15 protein-coding genes and 1 other RNA gene are annotated in these 18,233 nt (G+C 47.6%); 9 read left to right on the forward strand and 7 right to left on the reverse strand.

Features of this window, described 5'->3' with window-relative positions; genetic code table 11:
• The first annotated feature begins 7 nt into the window (after positions 1 to 7).
• Genes E7745_RS06330 through E7745_RS06340 form a run of 3 tightly spaced genes read left to right on the forward strand, consistent with a single transcriptional unit; the run spans position 8 to position 5,275 of the window.
• Entirely contained in the window at positions 8 to 1,675 is a 1,668-nt protein-coding gene (locus E7745_RS06330) for a SusD/RagB family nutrient-binding outer membrane lipoprotein (protein ID WP_136408496.1), read from the forward strand.
• Positions 1,676 to 1,695: 20 nt separating this feature from the next.
• Positions 1,696 to 2,952: a hypothetical protein gene (locus tag E7745_RS06335; protein WP_123400445.1), complete on the forward strand. Its 1,257-nt coding sequence runs from the start codon at positions 1,696 to 1,698 to the stop codon at positions 2,950 to 2,952.
• A 16-nt stretch (positions 2,953 to 2,968) separates the two neighbouring features.
• Entirely contained in the window at positions 2,969 to 5,275 is a 2,307-nt protein-coding gene (locus E7745_RS06340) for a glycoside hydrolase family 3 N-terminal domain-containing protein (protein WP_136409173.1), read from the forward strand.
• 160 nt (positions 5,276 to 5,435) lie between these two features.
• Here E7745_RS06340 and E7745_RS06345 read toward each other — a convergent pair whose 3' ends face one another.
• A complete protein-coding gene (locus tag E7745_RS06345; protein ID WP_068960910.1) occupies positions 5,436 to 6,659 on the reverse strand; it encodes an IS4 family transposase in 1,224 nt (407 codons plus the stop codon).
• A 204-nt stretch (positions 6,660 to 6,863) separates the two neighbouring features.
• Here E7745_RS06345 and E7745_RS06350 point away from each other — a divergent pair, with 204 nt between their 5' ends.
• Positions 6,864 to 7,235 carry a transposase family protein gene (locus tag E7745_RS06350; protein ID WP_107037111.1) on the forward strand — a complete coding sequence of 124 codons (372 nt, stop codon included), beginning with the start codon at positions 6,864 to 6,866 and terminating at the stop codon, positions 7,233 to 7,235.
• Positions 7,210 to 8,175, forward strand: coding sequence for a transposase (locus E7745_RS06355; RefSeq protein ID WP_240740261.1), 966 nt, complete (start codon positions 7,210 to 7,212; stop codon positions 8,173 to 8,175). Before E7745_RS06350 ends, E7745_RS06355 begins: the two co-directional genes overlap by 26 nt.
• A 508-nt stretch (positions 8,176 to 8,683) precedes the next feature.
• Here E7745_RS06355 and E7745_RS06360 read toward each other — a convergent pair.
• Both E7745_RS06360 and E7745_RS06365 read right to left on the reverse strand, forming a co-directional pair.
• Positions 8,684 to 9,652, reverse strand: coding sequence for a nucleotidyl transferase AbiEii/AbiGii toxin family protein (locus E7745_RS06360; protein WP_124076424.1), 969 nt, complete (start codon positions 9,650 to 9,652; stop codon positions 8,684 to 8,686).
• A complete protein-coding gene (locus E7745_RS06365) occupies positions 9,649 to 10,380 on the reverse strand; it encodes a DUF6088 family protein (protein ID WP_124076427.1) in 732 nt (243 codons plus the stop codon). Before E7745_RS06365 ends, E7745_RS06360 begins: the two co-directional genes overlap by 4 nt.
• 607 nt (positions 10,381 to 10,987) lie before the next feature.
• Here E7745_RS06365 and E7745_RS06370 point away from each other — a divergent pair.
• From E7745_RS06370 to E7745_RS06385, 4 genes are all read left to right on the forward strand, one after another.
• Positions 10,988 to 11,200: a hypothetical protein gene (locus tag E7745_RS06370; protein WP_124076429.1), complete on the forward strand. Its 213-nt coding sequence runs from the start codon at positions 10,988 to 10,990 to the stop codon at positions 11,198 to 11,200.
• A gap of 378 nt (positions 11,201 to 11,578) precedes the next feature.
• Complete coding sequence (locus E7745_RS06375) at positions 11,579 to 11,791, forward strand: hypothetical protein (RefSeq protein WP_124076431.1); 213 nt, start codon at positions 11,579 to 11,581, stop codon at positions 11,789 to 11,791.
• Between the two features lie 11 nt (positions 11,792 to 11,802).
• A complete protein-coding gene (locus tag E7745_RS06380) occupies positions 11,803 to 12,249 on the forward strand; it encodes a PcfK-like family protein (protein WP_124076434.1) in 447 nt (148 codons plus the stop codon).
• 12 nt (positions 12,250 to 12,261) lie between these two features.
• Positions 12,262 to 13,551, forward strand: coding sequence for a PcfJ domain-containing protein (locus E7745_RS06385; RefSeq protein ID WP_124076435.1), 1,290 nt, complete (start codon positions 12,262 to 12,264; stop codon positions 13,549 to 13,551).
• A 125-nt stretch (positions 13,552 to 13,676) separates the two neighbouring features.
• Here E7745_RS06385 and E7745_RS06390 read toward each other — a convergent pair whose 3' ends face one another.
• From E7745_RS06390 to ssrA, 4 genes are all read right to left on the reverse strand, one after another.
• Positions 13,677 to 14,321: a DJ-1 family glyoxalase III gene (locus tag E7745_RS06390; RefSeq protein WP_124076437.1), complete on the reverse strand. Its 645-nt coding sequence runs from the start codon at positions 14,319 to 14,321 to the stop codon at positions 13,677 to 13,679.
• Positions 14,322 to 14,587: 266 nt separating this feature from the next.
• Positions 14,588 to 15,373, reverse strand: coding sequence for an IS21-like element helper ATPase IstB (gene istB, locus E7745_RS06395; RefSeq protein WP_136408497.1), 786 nt, complete (start codon positions 15,371 to 15,373; stop codon positions 14,588 to 14,590).
• Entirely contained in the window at positions 15,357 to 16,928 is a 1,572-nt protein-coding gene (gene istA, locus E7745_RS06400; RefSeq protein ID WP_255575988.1) for an IS21 family transposase, read from the reverse strand. Before istA ends, istB begins: the two co-directional genes overlap by 17 nt.
• Positions 16,929 to 17,755: 827 nt before the next feature.
• Positions 17,756 to 18,154, reverse strand: a transfer-messenger RNA (tmRNA) gene (gene ssrA, locus E7745_RS06405).
• Positions 18,155 to 18,233 lie beyond the last annotated feature (79 nt).

Here is an 18,233-nt window from a genome sequence, read left to right on the forward strand (position 1 = left end):
ATTACCAATGAAACTACATAAGATATTCACTCCTGTTTTAGCGGCTCTTGCGCTCATTGCAGGTTCATGTAGCGACAGCTACATGGAGGATCTGAACACAGACCCTTCAAAAGCCGACGGCATTGACCCCAATGCCCAGCTGACCACAGCCCAGCTCCAGACTTACGGCGATCTGGGTATGGTGGAAATCTACCGCAACTACCATTATGCTTTCTCTCAGATGCTGATGGGTTGCTGGAACACGACCAACTATGGCGGCCGCCACACAATCGACAATAACGAAATGTGCCGCATCTGGACTTCGCTATATCCCAACGCAATAAAGAACCTTACTGACGGCATTCATAACAGTGAGAAAGAAGGTCTGACAAACGTAAATGCCGCTCTGCGCATCTATCGCGTCTATATGATGTCCCTTATTACCGATGTGTATGGCGATGCGCCTTTCAGCGAAGCAGGTCTTGGGTATATTGCCGAGAAATTCAACCCTCGATACGACACTCAGGAAGAAATCTACGCAGCTTTCTTCAATGAACTCACCGATGCCTGCGGCGCTCTGTCATTGTCAGGCGATAAGATTACAGGCGATGTAATCTACAACGGAGATGTCAACAAGTGGAAAAAACTTGCCAACAGTCTGCGCCTCCGATTTGCCATGCGTATATCCGATGTCGACCCTGACAAGGCTAAACAGGAATTTGAAGAGGCACTGATGGCTGACGGCGGCGTCTTTACAAGTGCTTCTGATGACGCTCTCATTAAGTATATGGAAGTATCGTTCAGCTTTGGTCAGGATACATATTCCGACTATCGTGGCAATGCCCTTTCCAAACTACTGTTCGGTAATGACCCGGCAAACAACCCGAGCTATCTATGTTCTACATTTTTCAACCAGATGTATAACAGCGGCGACCCTCGCACATTTATCTTTGCCCGATTCTACTATGACGGTCTGATGAGCCTTACAAGCCCCGATAACCGCATTGACCTTACTGAGGAAATTCTTTCAAAAGGTATTCCGATGAATCCGAGAGATCCGGGTGCTTACTCATGGGAACCGTGGCCGGCAGGCTATGACAGCGATATCATGAAAGAGATTGCTGAGAACAATCCTTCAGTCGAAGTAAGTATGACGCGCGAAACCGAGCCCAAGCTTGCCAACAACTTCCTTAAGAGTGATAATCCGGGCGTCGTTATGACCTACGCCGAGGTAAACTTCCTTATGGCTGAGGCCGCCCTTAAAGAAGGCTGGGCAGTCGCCGGCAGTGCTGACGGCTACTACAAAACTGGTGTACGTGCGTCAATGGACTTCCTTACTGACAACTACGGCTGCCGTAAGATTACTGATGAGGAATTCTCTACTTTCATTGCCAACAACGGTATCGGTTACACCAACGAGCAGCGTAAGGCAGCAATTAATACTCAGGCATGGATTCTGCACTTCACCAATCCCTCCGAGGCATGGGCAAACGTGCGCCGTTCAGGTTATCCCCGACTTAAATCTCCGGCTGAATACGGTTTCGGCCAGTTCCTCACCGGAGGACAGGAAATCCCCGTTCGCCTTTGCTATCCGGTTCTTGAATCATCGTATAATAAGACCGGCTATGATGAAGCTTTGGACCGTATGGGCGGAAGCAATAGCTGGTACATACCCATGTGGTGGGACGTTGACTAATAACATAAAAAGAAACTACAATGAATTTCATATATAAGACAATTTTGACTTTGCTGCCGGTAAGCGTCATGCTTGCATCATGCAGCAGCGACGATCCGTTCTCTGTAGCAGGTCCGGATGACGAGCCCCATATTCTGGCACCGACTTTCCCTGACCGAAATAATGGTCAGCTGCCCGTAGTAGCCAACATCAGCCGCGATGCAAATTTCGCCATGGAACTTACCGTGACACCGGCCGACTATGTTGATGTGACATGGTATATCGACGGAGAGCAGACTGCAACCGGAAAGGCTATTGATATGCCTCTCCCCGCAGGTACATACGAGATGAAGGTTGTTGTCACAACCACTCAGGGTAAATCAACTTCACGCGAAGGCATCATCAATGTCAATCCGCTGGATAGTGATCCCTGGGCTTCGGAAGTCTCATTTGAACGCATTGTCGCTCCCGGACAGAACGCGGTACTTTATGGCCGCAATCTCAGCTCGGTGAAATCAATCACTCTCGGTGATTCTGAACCGATTCCTGTTGTCTATTCTACCGAAGACGGCAATGATGTACTCACCTATACCGTTCCAGCAAATGTCGTCAATGGTACTTGCAGACTGGAACTCATTGATGCCGAGGGTATGAACTACGGCGCAAATAAAGTGACTGTGAGCTCTTCCGCTCTCATTACTTCAGGTACAGACCGTATTACTTCTGGCGCTACAACAACGCTTACAGGTATCAATCTCGACAGAGTGGCTTCTCTTGAAATCGGAGGAACCAAGATTTCTGATTTTACCGAAAAAACTTCAACTGCAATCAGCTTCTCTGCCCCGGCTCTCGAAGATGGAGAGTATCCGATGTCGGGCGTTATGAATGATGGTGCCGAAGTTCAGTTCTACAAGAACGGTCAGGTTGAGACCGCCACAACAGTGGTTCTGTCATCTCAGCAGACCTTGTGGTCAGGACACCACTATGTTTCGTGGGATCTTCCCGATGACAGCCCCAACAAGACCTTCAACCTTATCGGCATGGATGTTTTTGCGGGTATCAAACCGGGTGCTGTAATGTCAATTCATTATTCGATAGAACCTACCGCCGAATACCATCAGCTTCGCACAACTACCGTATGGTGGAACGACCTTCCCGGCACAGGAACGATTGAATTCTCAACTGACGGTGTCGCAGAAATCACGCTGACAAAAGAGGCTCTTGACATGATTCAGGAGCAGTCCGGATTCATCTGCGTCGGTCATGGTTACTATGTAGATCTCGTAACACTTCGCTGATATGTTGAAACATCTAATGACATTTTTAACCGTCACTTCAGCAGCCTGTTCTTTACAGGCTGCCGGAGCGGCGATTCCCTCTGACCCTGATCTTGAGGCGGCAGTGGAACGCACATTGTCTAAAATGAGCCTTGACGAGAAAATCGGCCAGATGACCGAGCTTTCCATTGATGTGCTTGGCGACTGGAAAGACGGTGAGTTCTTCCTCGACCCTCAGAAGCTTCACGAGGCTATTGCCGTGTATAAGGTCGGCTCTGTGTTGAACGCCCCCGGCGGACCGACAGCACAGACTCCTGCAAAATGGGAAAAGTTGATTGGTCAGATACAGGAAGTGTCAATGAAAGAAATCGGCATACCTTGTATCTATGGTCTTGACCAGAATCATGGTACAACCTATACTCTCGGTGGAGTGCTTTTCCCTCAGAACATCAACGTAGGTGCGTCGTTTAACCCGACGTTGGCTCGCAGAGCTGCTGAAATTACGGCATACGAGACTCGCGCCGCCAACTGCCCGTGGACATACTCGCCCACTGTCGACCTTACCCGCGACCCTCGCTGGAGCCGTGTATGGGAAAACTACGGAGAGGATCCGCTGGTCAACGCCATCATGGGCGCTCAGCAGGTCAAGGGCTTTCAGGGCGACAACCCGAATAAGATAGGCCGACATAATATAGCCACCTCGGTAAAGCATTATCTCGGCTACGGCGCTCCGCGAACAGGCAAAGACCGCACCCCGGCATATATTTCTCCGTCTGATCTCCGTGAGAAGTTTTTTGAGCCTTATCGTGCCTGCATCGAGGCAGGGGCATTGACTGTAATGGTCAATAGCGGCTCAATCAACGGTCGCCCTGTTCACGCCAATAACGAGCTGCTCACAAAGTGGCTCAAGGAGGACCTTAACTGGGACGGAATGATTGTGACTGACTGGGCAGACATCAACAACCTCTATACCCGCGAATATGTGGCTCACGACAAAAAGGAGGCTATTGAAATGGCTATCAATGCCGGAATCGATATGTCAATGGAGCCATACGACCTCAATTTCTGCACTCTGCTTAAAGAACTCGTAAATGAAGGTCGCGTATCTCAGGAGCGTATTGACGACGCAGCACGTCGTGTCCTGCGCTTGAAATATCGTCTCGGACTGTTTGACACTCCCAATACATATCCCAAAGACTATGCCGACTTCGCCTGCGACCGTCACGAGCAAGTCGCTCTTCAGGCCGCGGAAGAATCGGAGATACTGCTCAAAAACAACGGCGGCATTCTTCCGTTGAAGAAAGGTACAAAGATTCTGCTGACAGGTCCTAATGCCAACTCGATGCGCTGTCTCAATGGCGGCTGGAGCTATTCATGGCAGGGACATCTGACTGACCGTTTCGCCTCGAAATACAACACCATCTACAAGGCATTGGTCAATAAGTTTGGCAAGAAGAATATAGTTCTTGAACAGGGTGTCACTTATCCTGCCGAAGGTGCCTATCACGAGGAAAATGAGCCGGAAATTGAAAAAGCTGTGGCAGCTGCGTCGGGTGTTGATGTCATAGTCGCCTGTATCGGTGAAAACTCCTATTGTGAGACACCGGGAAACTTGTCGGACCTCGCTGTCTCTGAAAACCAGCGCAATCTCGTCAAAGCTCTTGCTGCGACAGGCAAACCGGTTGTATTGATTCTCAACGGTGGTCGTCCGCGTATCATCAGTGATATTGAGCCATTGGCAGATGCGATAGTCAACATTCTGCTTCCCGGTAACTTCGGTGGTGACGCACTTGCCAACATTCTTGCCGGCGACACCAACCCGAGTGGCAAAATGCCCTACACCTATCCACGCCATCAGGCAGAACTCACCACCTACGATTATCGAGTGAGCGAGGAAATGGATAAGATGGAAGGTGCTTATGACTACGATGCGGTGGTATCGGTGCAGTGGCCTTTTGGCTATGGTCTCAGTTACACGACTTTCAAATATGACAATCTCCGCTGCTCACATTCTGAATTCGGTGTCAACGATAATCTCATTTTCACAATCGACGTCACCAATACAGGTAATTGCACCGGTAAGGAAGTCGTTATGCTTTTCAGCCGAGATATAGTAGCATCTCTGACTCCTGACAATCGCCGACTGCGCGCGTTTGAAAAAGTAGAACTCAAACCCGGTGAGACCAAAACAGTAACCCTGCCCATCAAGGCCAGCGACCTCGCCTTCGTGGACTACGACGGCAAGTGGGTCCTGGAGAAGGGAAAGTTCCGTATGCAAGCCGGCACCAGCGTAATGGACATCGCTTGCAACCATACATATAAGTGGACAACCCCCAACAAGTAAAATATTTCCTAAGGTAAAGAAGATTTGAATAGGTATGATATAGGCTTGCAGTGATGGCAGGCCTATATTTTTTTATTACTGTCCGCTAAACCATAAAAAGGCGAGTCCAACTTCCTGAACGGCAGAAGTTGGGCTTACTTTTTGTATTTGACAAGCCCCCTCAGCAGTTTTCAGGAACTTCGGGAGGCGATTCCGATGCTTCGGCGAGCATGATTTTCAGGTCTGCATCGGGCTGATTGAGGAACTTTTCGAGATTCAGGTAATACATCAGCACAATTCTGACGATTGTAGCAAGCCCTGAGAAGCTCCAACGTCTTTCGAGTTTGCTTTGAAGTACTGACAGCAGCAGATTTGCGATGAGTGTAACCCATATCTGGATTTTGATGGCGTTGGCGCTCTCGCCATAGAAGTATCTCAAGGGGAAGTTCTGTTTGATCTGCTTGAAAAGAGACTCTATCTGCCATCGGCGGCGGTATATCGCCACGATTGTCTCTGGCGGCATGTCGAAGTCGTTGGTCAGAAGCGATATGAGTTTTGGCTTCCCGTTCTTCTTGATGTCAACGTATGTAATTATTCTGGCGATGTGGTTTATACCGTCTTTACGGAACACCACGACCTGTTCACGGTATTCCATCAGTCCCTGCGGATTCTGATGCATACAGTCTACAAGTACCTCATAACTGAGGTTTTTCTTCATTTTGGTGACATATACAACGCCACGGTCCGTCAGTTCCTCAAATTTGGCATAATTGATATAGGCGCGGTCAAGAGCGACTATCTCGTTGTGGCTGTAATGGCTCGGAGCAAGCATGAAAGAGTCATTGGTGGCCGCCGAAGTGAACTGCACATCGCAGGGAACCCCCTCGTTGGCGTGTATGACAGAGTGTACCTTTATGCCGCCTTTCTTCTTTCCCGTCTTGGGGTGTCGACCAACGCCCTTGAAAATAGCGTTGGAGAACAATGTGATTGTAGTGGAATCGATAATCCTAAGCTGCTTTATCCACTCTTCCGTGCCGTTGCGTCTGCTGTCCGATGAAAGAATGTCTTTGTTGGCTGCATACAGGTCGCGATAGACATCCTCAAAGAACTTCTCTGACCGTCGGGCATTTGCATCCGACAGGGTGCTGCGCTTTGGTACAGTATCAATTCCGACATGGTGCAGTTTGCGAACCTCCGCTGTCATAGATGTCTCTATCTCACGCAATGAGTCGAAGCGCTGGATCACGGCATAGAGCATCGTAAGCAGATGCGTATAGCCGTCAAAGCTCTTTACATACTTCTCTCCGCCGTGTTTTCGGCTGAATTCAACAATTTTTTCACGATTGAGTGATTTTATCAGCTGTCCATATATCGGCTGTCCGAAGAAATTACTACTTTTACTCATGGTTATTCATGGATTGTTTGGCGACACCAAAATAACCATTTAGGGCTGACTCCTGCAATAGGTGTCAGCCCTAATTTTTCAATCGCTCAAAAAAAGTTTAGCGGACAGTAATAATATTTTTTAATATTAACGTGAGTTCTATGAAAATAGGGTCAAGCCGAAAGCACGGTGCATGAATTTTGAGAAAAGTGTTAAATTTGTGGCATGAAAACCGCAGATGCAATATGGATGTGCCTGCCCGAGGGCATGGACGAACTATTTGAAATGGTGCGCTTCGAGCGCACGGAACAGTCCTATGACATATGGCTTGACGAAAAGAAGAAACTGTCTGATGAAGACTATCGTAATCCAAATATCGTAGCGCGAGGCTATACGGATTATGTAACAATACAGGACTATCCGATGCGTGGACGGCCTGTATTTCTTCACATGCGCAAGAACAAGTGGTGGGACAGGCAGACCAACGAAATCTTCAGCTACAATCTCGAACTTCCCAACGAGGAAGGAACACGACTCAGCGCCGAGTTCGTGGCTTTTTTAAAAGACGAAGGTGGAGACGACAGCCCTGTCGATTAAACAGATAGCGCAGATGTACTGCGTCAACGGCAAACATTTTGCCGACTTGTACCGCAATAAGATAAGCGGTTACGCCGACTGGTGCGAACAGGAGCTTGGCTGTGGGTTCTATTTCAACGCCGATAATATCGGCCCTTACATGAGTCTTGATGAGACGTGTCTGAGCAACGGGGAGGTATGGACGTTCCTGACCAACAAGGACGGCCACGGAGGCAAGGGAACACTTGCGGCAGCCATTCCCGGAACAAAGAGTGACGAAATTATATCCATACTCATCGGAGCTATGGAGAAATCAATCAGACGCAGGGTCAAGGAAGTGACCTGCGATCTCTCGCCATCAATGATGCTCATAGCCGCAGAAGTGTTCTATAACGCCCATGTAGTCAACGACCGTTTTCATGTCCAACAGGTCTATAATGAGGCCGTTGACGAAATCCGCATTGACATTCGCCGACAGCTCATCGCAGAGGAAAACAACCGCAACAAGTCCGAACCGCCGGTAACGTACTCCAACGGAGAGACCATGCGCCAGATACTGGCTCGCAGCAAACACACTCTGATGATGTCGCAGAACAAATGGACTGACATACAGCGCCATCGTGTCAACATACTGTTCAAATACTATCCAATATTGAAGGCTGCATACAGCCTTGCGATGGAGCTGCGCAAGATTTTCAACGCTAAAATCTCACCGACAAAAGCCATGGGGAGGATGAACAAGTGGTATGAAAAGGTAATGGCATTGGGTAACAACAACTTCCGCTCGGTAATCAAAACATTCAAGAACCACGCCCCAACAATCCTGAACTATTTCCGTCGTCGTGCGACCAATGCCTCTGCCGAGGCATTCAACTCTAAAGTCAAAATATTTCGCTCACAAATGCGTGGTGTCCGGGACCGCGACTTCTTCATCTTCCGATTAGTCAAACTCTACGCCTAAAAATTTAACACTTCTAATTGCCCAATTTAACATATGCACCGTGCTTTCGGCTTGAGCCTGAAAATAATCAAAAGAGGCACTATTTAGGCACTAAAAAGATTGTTGAAATCTTAGTGCCTGGTTAGTGCCTAAACTCTGTCCGGGGATGTCCTTTTTGCGTCTTTTTTCGGTCCTGAATCGAAAGGATTAGATAAAAGAAACCCCGGAACTACTTGATAGTCCGAGGTTTGTCTCGTTAAGTCCGAATTAGTTCGGTAGTACATAGTGGAGCTGGAGGAACTTGAACCTTTCACTCCAAATGCAGTTATTTCAATCAGTTACATTCGCTCATTTTTCTTGTGTAACGAGTATGTAACGAATCATTTTATTCATTTTTCCGACGGCTCTCTCGCCGTGGCCGCAAGGCTGGATTGCGAATGCAAATATACTAAAATCCAGGCGTCTTCGCAAGTCCAAGGGTTCGATTTAGAGATTTTTAAGCCTGTCAGGATGACATTCATCACGGCCTTTATCGAACGGCGTCGATGACAACTTTGATGAGTCCTTTCATCGAATCTGCAATTTCATCTGGTCCGGGGATTGTCCGGTATGACAAAACCGACAGTTCAGATTGATATACGGAGGCAATCTTGCTCCATGTCGAATCAAAGTCAGCAATGAGAGGCGAAGACAGGATGGGAGCGTCGCGCCATTTCGGAGGACGGTCAAATTCTCTCTTGTCATGTTCGATAAGTTCCACGAGATTCTGTTTCAAATCTCCTGCAACGTAATCGCTACATTCTTCATCACCGAGGAGAAAATGCAGATCGTAGAAATGTCGTATCTTAGAGATTAGGCCTGCGGTAGGGTCTTCTTCAAGGGAGAATCTCAAAAGTGATACCACTTTTTCACAGAGAGTACGCCGTTTGTCAAGCACATTCAACTCGAATGGCATCATGTCAAGGTCGGCAATCATATCGTTCAGACCTCGGCGCTCCATCATTTCGGTTATAAAAGGTTTGATTTCCCTTCTCTCGTATGGATATGGATTACCGTAGGTGTTGATTTCTACAATCACCTGATTGCTCATTACATTGGACATCCCTCTATTGATGCCATCTAAAACTGACCTGTAAAGATGATATGTCTTACGGAAGCGATTGTTCTTGACCGTATCAGGCTTCTCAACTTCCTCCATGCCTGCGGTGGATTCATGTCCTATCCTTGCCACGAGCTTTTTCTGTTGGTTCTGGCTCAGGCCTTCGCCCAATATGGCGAAGTCGACATCTGATGAAAACCGTGCAATCAAGCCGTATGCTTTTGAAAGCGAAGTCCCGCCTTTCCAAACCGTCTTTTCCGCCGCAGGATTTCTCGACAGATTCTGCAATATTCGGCATATCCAGTAATCCTTCTCGACAAATTCGGGATATATTTCAAGGTCTTGCGCTGTCAATTCTATTGCCTCTCGAAATGACCGCTTGTTTTCATGAAGTTTCATTCAATATTCCATTTTTCTTTGTTGAGTAATTCAGTGGCATTTCCCAGCCCTATTTTATATTTCGTTCCGGGATTAAGCGCGGTACGAAGAACCATGGTGTGACTGCCATATCCCAAATCATCAAGAATTGCTCCGAGAATGGCTTTTACACGGGGTTGGTATTTATCCGATAATCTGATGATTCTCTTAATTTCATTCTCCTGCAATTGTCCGATAGATGATTTCAGCGCCGTTATGGAACGGACAATCTCGGTATCCGGAATTTTCTTTATAAACCTAATCGTGTCAAGAATCTGTAAAAGATAGATATTGTCTTTGGTAATCGCATTGGGCTGATACACGAAGCGAATCGAGTATATGCCTCTTTTTGTGGCATTATGCCTCTTATTTGTGCCTAACATTATCACACTCGCCACCTGTGTAGTCAACGCCATATCATTCCAGATGGAATATCCGGTCAGATAACCAATAGGTCTGCCGTCTTTATCATAAATGAGGTCTTTGACAATCTCTTGCAAATTCGGCTTCAACGTTCCAAAAACAGACTTTTTAGGTTTGTAGAACCGGCCTTTTGAAAGTTTCTGAATCAGCCCTTTGCCGACCATGCGCGACAATTTGACCCGGATGTTTTCCCACCATTCGGCAGGAAGTCCGAGGTCTTCGATGGAGAAAACAGTCCCATCGCCAATTAGATTGACCCTATTCTCTATCTGTTGAGCTACTGTCATGCTCTATCGTTTTAGATTTCAACTGTAAAGGTAATAAAAATGTTCGGTTTTCTGCGCATAAAACCGAACATTTTTTAGTGGAGAGATATTTCATGGTAATGGTGCAATAGATATCAAGCGGACCGTTTAGGTTGGGCGGACTGCCGTGTCTGCGGCGTGATGCCGTCGTAAGGTGACGGTGGACGAGCCATTGACACCTTCCTACCGCATACGCCCATGGACAACGGCGGAAATATCATTCGCGATTGAACCGAAATCTCAAGTGGCGACCAAGATGCAGGTGACCATCGGAACAATCCGGTGCGTGGTGCGAAGTATTCTGATTCACAGGTTCTATCTGGCGCCAGACAGTCGATATTGTAGACAGATTTTGTTCGGTTTTTACACGCAAAGACCGAACATTTTTCAAGTCACAAGACCAGCATTATACCGTCGGAGGGAATCTGTTGGCGTATATGATTTATTTTAGTTCCCATTAGGTGCGGTTTTTCATTGCAAACTAAGCACTAAAATGAATTTTTTCTAAATCAACATTATTTAATGTGGGGCGCGGCAAGAGAGGGAGCGGTCTTCAGGGTTGGTGGCGTGATGCCGTCAAAAGGTGACGGTGGACGAGCCACTGACACCCATTGACCGCATCGCGCCTATTGGCACCGGCGGAACACCGATAACCGGCAACGCCTCTGAGGTAAGCATCGAGGACGCTGCTTTTACCTCTGAGACTCTCTGCCGTTCATCCGTGTTCTTATCGCCGTTGCTGTATAAGGATTTTACGACCGCTCCCTCCTTTGCCGCTTTGACACTGCGACACTCGGCATAGACTGCGGAGAACAGTCTTCTTTCGTCGGCCGTCCTTCACAGACTATGCTGGTCGTGTCGCTCATTTCCATTTCTATTAGGATTATTATTGAGAAATTACTTTCAATAAGATTTCCGAGAGATTATGTAGCTGTATGTTTTCACCGTGCCGGAGTCGTGGCTCCTGTTATTGTCTAATCAACAACGATTTTTACTTGCTTGCCAGTGGGAAACGTGCGGTGCCGGGGATATTCTGATGCTTTTTGACGGAAAAATCTCCAGACCTGCGGCTTGTATTTTTCCGACAAAGGGCGAACATCCCCTCTGTTCACCACACGCCTGGTAGGTGTCAAGCAAGCGAAAACCGATGGTGATATACAAATAAAAAAAAGTCGCAACGATGAAAACAAACAGCCACATAAAAGGTCAAAACGAAGCTCAAAGCCTCAGGTTCAACCAAATAAAAAGGGTTGCAAAGGTGGTGGCAATCATCATCGGAGCAATAATCGGAACTCTGGTGTGGGCGATAGTCAGACCTGTAATCCGAGGAGCGAGCTGGGTAATATCCCTTATAACCGCAATACTGATAATCTATTGGATATTAACTTTCTAAAATATACGACTATGAAATCATCTGAGAATTTTATCGAGGCTATCCGTCAGTATCTTGACAGCCGTGCAGCGAGCGACACCCTTTTCGCTATCCGCTATGCCTCGCCGTCTAAATCCGTAGCCGAGTGCTGTCAGTATATACTCAACGAAGTCAAGCGTCAAGGCGTGTCGGTTCTGACCAACGATGAGGTGTATTCGCTTGCCTGTCATTACTTTGACGGCGATGTCAGCGCAGAGGAAATCGGCAAACCCATCAACTGCAAGGTGGTAATCTCCAAAGACCAACTTACCGAGGAAGACAAAGCCGAACTCAAGGAGCAGGCTATGGAGCAATACCGAAAGGAACAACTCCGAGAAATCAGACGGCAGTCGGCACCAAAGGCTCAACCCAAAGCGACCGCCACCACTCCCAAAGCCGGAGAGGAAATCAATGTTCAACCCAGTCTTTTCGACCTCTAAAATCCCAGTAAGATGAAACCCCGCAATCTCAAAGAAAAACATATAGTGGAACTGAACGGGCGTCTTCGCCCGCTCACCACGTCCCAAATGAATTGGGCACTCAACTCAACAATCAACCATTACGGCTATCGGTTGAAATCCGGAATGTGTACCTATATGAAATGCGGTCACGAGTGGATGGAGACAAGAAACGGCATGTGCCTATGCCCCGAATGTAGCACTCGCATAGAAATCAAGGACACCAAAGAACGTGTTATCCGTGACAAGTCCTATTTCAATGTAATCACCACTATGGAAGACTATCAGGTAGTGAGAATGTTCCTTATGATAGTGGAAATGCGCAAGGGAATGAAGGCTAACCCCGCCTATCTTGAAATCGGCAGTTATTGGATTGACCCGAAGGGCAAGACTACTGTTGTAGGACTTCAGCGCACCCTCGGTCATTATATAGACTATTTCTCCTTCGGTTCTCCATTGGAGATAAGGCGTGATAACGAAGCCTTCCAACGTATATCCGATGAATGGGTTTACCCTCGCATCAAGGTAACTGACACAATCAAACGTAATGGGTTCAAGGGAAGTTGCCACCATATCCACCCCGTGACTTTGTTCCAAGAGTTACTGACCAACCCAAAAGCCGAGACTCTGATGAAAGCCAACGACATTGAGTTGCTCCGATACCTTTGCGCAAGACCAGCCTATAAGTCTGATATTGACAAGTATTGGAACACCATCAAGATAGCCAAGCGCAACGGATACGAGTTCAAGGACGTTAGAATGTGGTTTGACTACATCAAGATGTTGGAGCGTATGGGCAAAGACCTAAATTCCCCCTCGATGATAGCACCCCAAGACCTCAAAACCGCCCATGATGAATATGTGGAAAAGGTCAACCGCCAGAGGGTAAAGGAGCAAAAGGAAGCCAACCGCAAGAAAGCGGAAGCTGACCAAGTCAAGTTTGAGGAACTGAAAGGAAGATACATAGGTTTGTCTATGACTGACGGCACAATCAGACTCCACACACTTGACAGCGTTGCCGAATACTACGATGAAGGTACAAAGCAACACATCTGTGTAGGTGCATCCGGCTACTACCTCAAAGAAGATACGCTTGTGTTCACCGCCACAATGGGAGGCAGAACAATCGCCACAGTAGAAATCTCGCTCAAAGACTTCTCAATCATCCAATGCAGGGCATTTGCCAACGGAGTCTGCGAATATACAGAGCAGATAGCCGGTATCATCAACGACAACAAGGAGATGATTGCAGAAAGAACTGAAAGTCGACGAGTTTCCGCTTAAGATAACAATGACGAATCAAAAAGAGCATAGCCAATGCCATATCAACGATGAAGGTGGCGGAGCAAAGACCTCCGTCACCTTCATTTTGCCAAAAATTTCGGCCGCCAAAAGGCGGCATTGAGGCTTTAGCTATTGCATCCGCAGGTACAATTATCATCGCATTCGCAATTGGCTATCACCATACCTTCTCGGAGTGCCTTCTCCGTATCCGCACCCTTTGTCTTGCGAACAATGGCAAGTGCAAACTCAAGAGTTGTTCCGGGGCCCTTCGATGTTATGAGGTGATCACCTATTACTACCGACTCATCGGAGTATATTCCTCCGTTCTTTTCAAAGTCCTCTTTGAGAAACGGATAACCCGTAGCATTTACTCTGTTGATGATACCGAGCGGACCAAGCACCAGAGCCGGAGCGGCGCAGATAGCGGCGATGTTGCCTCCTTTCTCCCAATGGGCTTTCACAAGTTCGCTCAGCTTTTCGTCAAGGTTTACCGCATCCTCCGATTTGTCTGCACCGGGGAATATGAGCCAGTCTATCCGGTCGGGGGACAAATCGGAAACACTCATGTCTGCAACGATAAGGTTGCCTGTGGCTCCTTTTACAAGTCTGTTCTCTGTCATAGAGACGGTGAATACCTCCATCCCGGCACGTCGCATGACATCGACGGGTGCCAGAGCCTCGATTTCATCGAAGCCTGTTCCAAGCATCACGAACACAGCCTTGCCTGAAGGTTGAGCCGATGCTGGAATGCTGATACTGATTTCAGTCATAATTTGTGGGTTTATTATGTTTGTGTTAACTTTGCAAAGGATAACTACTACCCTTTGGATAGCGCAAAGTTATATATCAAAATATTGCCATGCAAGAGGTTACTTCCAAAGTAGCCACTTACTTCAAACTCACTTTTAGTCAATATCAGACAGATGGAAAACCCAGGCTCGGATGACCCCTTAGACCAAGGTTGAATTGACCCCTGAAAATATTTTGAATTGACCCCTGAAAACGTTCTGGCCGACGGGGTCAATTTTATTTTGTCTTATCGGCTTTTTATAGCTTTAAGCTTACGGACGCTTTCGCCGGTAAGCGTGATTCGATGAGCAGTGTGGACAATGCGATCGAGTATTGCATCTGCCACTGTGGAGTCACCGATTGCTTCGTACCAGTCCAGTTCGGGGAGCTGTGATGTCACGATGATTGATTTGCGACCATGGCGGTCTTCGATGATTTCCGTAAGGTGTGCGCGTTCCTTGGCGTCGAGAGGCACCAGGAAGAGATCGTCGAGGATCAGAAGCTGCGTTTTTTCGAGTTTCTTGAGCTCCGTTTCGATTGTTCCTTTGTTTTTGGCGATTTTCAGGGTCCCCATCAGTTTGGATGCGTTCGCGTACAGTACGCGCATACCGGCCTTGCATGCCTCGTATCCCAGTGCTGTTGCCAGATAGCTTTTGCCCGTACCAGAACAGCCTGTGATGAACAGGTTTTCACCTTTACGGATAAAGTCCAGCGATGCGAGACGCTCCATCTGATTACGATCCAGGCCACGCGGAAGGTTATAGTCAATCTGCGCCACCGACGCGTCGTCGTATCTGAAGTTTGCGTTTTTCACCAGGCGCTCAATATTGCGTGCGGCCCTGTAGTCCCATTCTGTGGATAACAGCCAGTTCAGAAAGCTGTCAGGTGTCATTGTCTCGGCGAATGTGGCCTGAAGACTTTCGGAAAACGCTGCCGACATGCCGTGTAAGCGCATACGGTGCATCAGATCCAGAGAGATGGAGTTGCGGTCTTTCTCCGCTGTTATTGGCGTGGTTTTATTGTTCGTTTCCATGTTGTTCGTTGTTGTTGGCTGATAGTTTTATGCTCGCGGCAAAATATTCTTTACCGCGTATGTTCCGGTGGGATGGTGTCTGACGGTCATTGCCGTCGGCATCAGCCCCCGGCAAATAATCCGCATCGGCTCCGGACTCAAGTATGTCCACCATGTCGCTGACACTGTAAAGGCGTGCGTCCATTGCCGCGGCGCATCCTGACACAAGCCGTTCCTGTCCATACTTTTTCTCAAGTTTCATGATGCCACGGCAGACTCTGAAGGCAAGTTCCGGATAACGCCTGTCCTCGATGACAGCCCGCAGATAGTGCAATACGATGTTGTCGATCTGTGCCGCGCGTGAAAGCAGTTCCGCAATGTCGCTCTCGCAGCTCCCCTTGCGTCCGGGCAGATTGTGTGACGGTTTCGTTGTATATTCATACGGAGTATCGTTGCGGTGATGCGTCGCCACATGGGTAAAGCCATGAAAGATGTCGATCGTGTCAGTGTCGTAGACCAGTTCCACACGTTTGCCTACATATTGCACAGGCACACTATAGTGATGCTTGTGCAGAGTTACGTAGCTGTTACGCTGTACTGTCGCGACAGCCCGCTGTTTCATCTGATAGCGGTTCGCAGGCAATGGCCGGAGATTGTCCCGCTCCACAGCCTCAAAGAGCTGACGGCGTGATTCCTTTCGACGCGTCAGATTACGCGCGTTGAACTTCTCCAGAGACCTGAGGATTGCTTCGTTAAGCGACTCCAGATTATGAAAAATCTGACCTTCAAGGTCTACGTACACGGACCGATACATCAGTTTTACTGCATTTTCCACCAGGGCCTTGTCCTTTGGATGCCGCACACGGGCAGGCACCACGGCGCAGCCGTAATGCTCGGCAAAGGATTCGAAGTCAGGATTTATGACCGGCTCGTCGCGGCCACTGCGCGTGACTGCAGATTTCAGGTTGTCAGGCACAATCGCACATGGTGCGCCGCCGTAGAAACGGATGGCGTTTTCGCAGGCCTTTATCAGATCTTCCTTCTTCTGCGTCCACACTGCCTCGCAATATGTGTAGTGGCTACATGGAAGTATCGCCACAAACACCTCGACCTTTCGTATCCCGGCTGTTGCCTCATCGACTATTTCCAATCTGTCTCCGGCAAAATCGATATACATCTGGTCTCCGGCGCGGTGCTCCACATGCCCGATGGCATTGGTCTGCAGCATGAACTGCCTGAGTTTCATCCCGAAAGATGCCTTCAGATAGCCATCGGGATGGCCGGTATGATACTCTTCATACAACTTCTTGACCGTCATGCCCTTTCGAGAAAGTCGCGCCGCATAATCGGGCAATAGGGCTTCAAGCCTGACCTGCCGCTCCGACGGTTTACGTTCCCTCGCCCCTGGTATGGCAAATAGTTCCTGTAGCCGCGCATCACTCAGCGACGGCAGCTTCTCAGCGGGTATACCGCTGTCCTGATACATTCTCACATAGCGGCGCACCGTGTTCCGGGATATGTCAAAGGCACTACTGATGCATTTTATGCCCATCCCTGATGCGTGACATAGGAGAATATTCTTTTATCTTGTGTTCATGTTTTCTTTGAATTATATCCCCCTTCGGCCAAAACGGAATTCAAAGATACATATAAAATCCCCTGCTGACATTACGTCGACAGGGGTCATTTTTATATTGGGCAAAAGGGTCAGTGATATTTTGGCTTAAGGGGTCAATTCAACCTGGTCTAAGGGGTCATCTGAGCCTGGGTTTTCCATTTAGTCGTTCATATTCCCCGTCCACAGTGATTTTTATTATTATGGCACATTTGCCATCCTTATTCACTTGGTTTCGACGAATCAAGAACAAAACTTTGAAAGTGCTCTTTTTCATCTTACGTTGGATTTAGTGTCATCATTTCCGTTTTTTAGGCGGTGGATGCAATGATAACGAGTGAAACATTAAGATGGATTGGACACTTTTGAGAACAATAAGCGACAAATCAGCGACTTAGGTTGATTTTAACATTGAGGACATTTTCAAGACACTATATAATTCCATACTTTCAAAAGAATTAAATCGGAATATCGGAAATAGTGTCGGACACCCGTTTTAACACCCACAATCCAATGGGTTAAAATGTCGCCTGTTTTCCGACTTTCTTCCGAGTTATGTCTTTGTAAGTATATGGCATTAAGATTATTAGATGCGTTTTAGGCACTATTTAGGCACTAAAAAGATTTTTGAAATCTTAGTGCCTGGTTAGTGCCTAAACTCTGTCCGGGGATGTCCTTTTTGCGTCTTTTTTCGGTCCTGAATCGAAAGGATTAGATAAAAGAAAACCCCGGAACTACTTGATAGTCCGAGGTTTGTCTCGTTAAGTCCGAATTAGTTCGGTAGTACATAGTGGAGCTGGAGGGACTTGAACCCTCGTCCAAACGTGGAACTAATGAGCTTTCTACATGCTTAGTTTCTTCTTGGTTTTCGAGTTGAAACAGGCAAGAAACGACCAATCTCAGCCTTATCCTCTAAGTGTCTCGGCGAGTCGCGAGGCTTTCATCGCCATATTTCCGATTTATCTGCACCACCGGGTCGATCCGTCTCGGAAAAAGGACAATCGGGTGATGTCTCGTTTCGGCAACTGTTGCCGAAATAAAGCTAATCTACTGTGCTTCGATTAGGCAGCGAGAGCGTAGTTGTTTTCGCCATTTGAAATTTTGATGTCCCTGATTAAAGAGCGTAGCCATCATTGCTCTGCATGCTTACACACCACTTCTACACGCTGTCAAAACCGGTCAGCCCCGTTTCGTGGTTGTATGTGTGATCAGAATTCCAGATTGAAAATCCATGTCTTCTGATACTCTAATTTGCAAATTTATGTT

It is taken from the genome of Duncaniella sp. C9 (assembly GCF_004803935.1).
Lineage (GTDB): Bacteria > Bacteroidota > Bacteroidia > Bacteroidales > Muribaculaceae > Duncaniella > Duncaniella muris.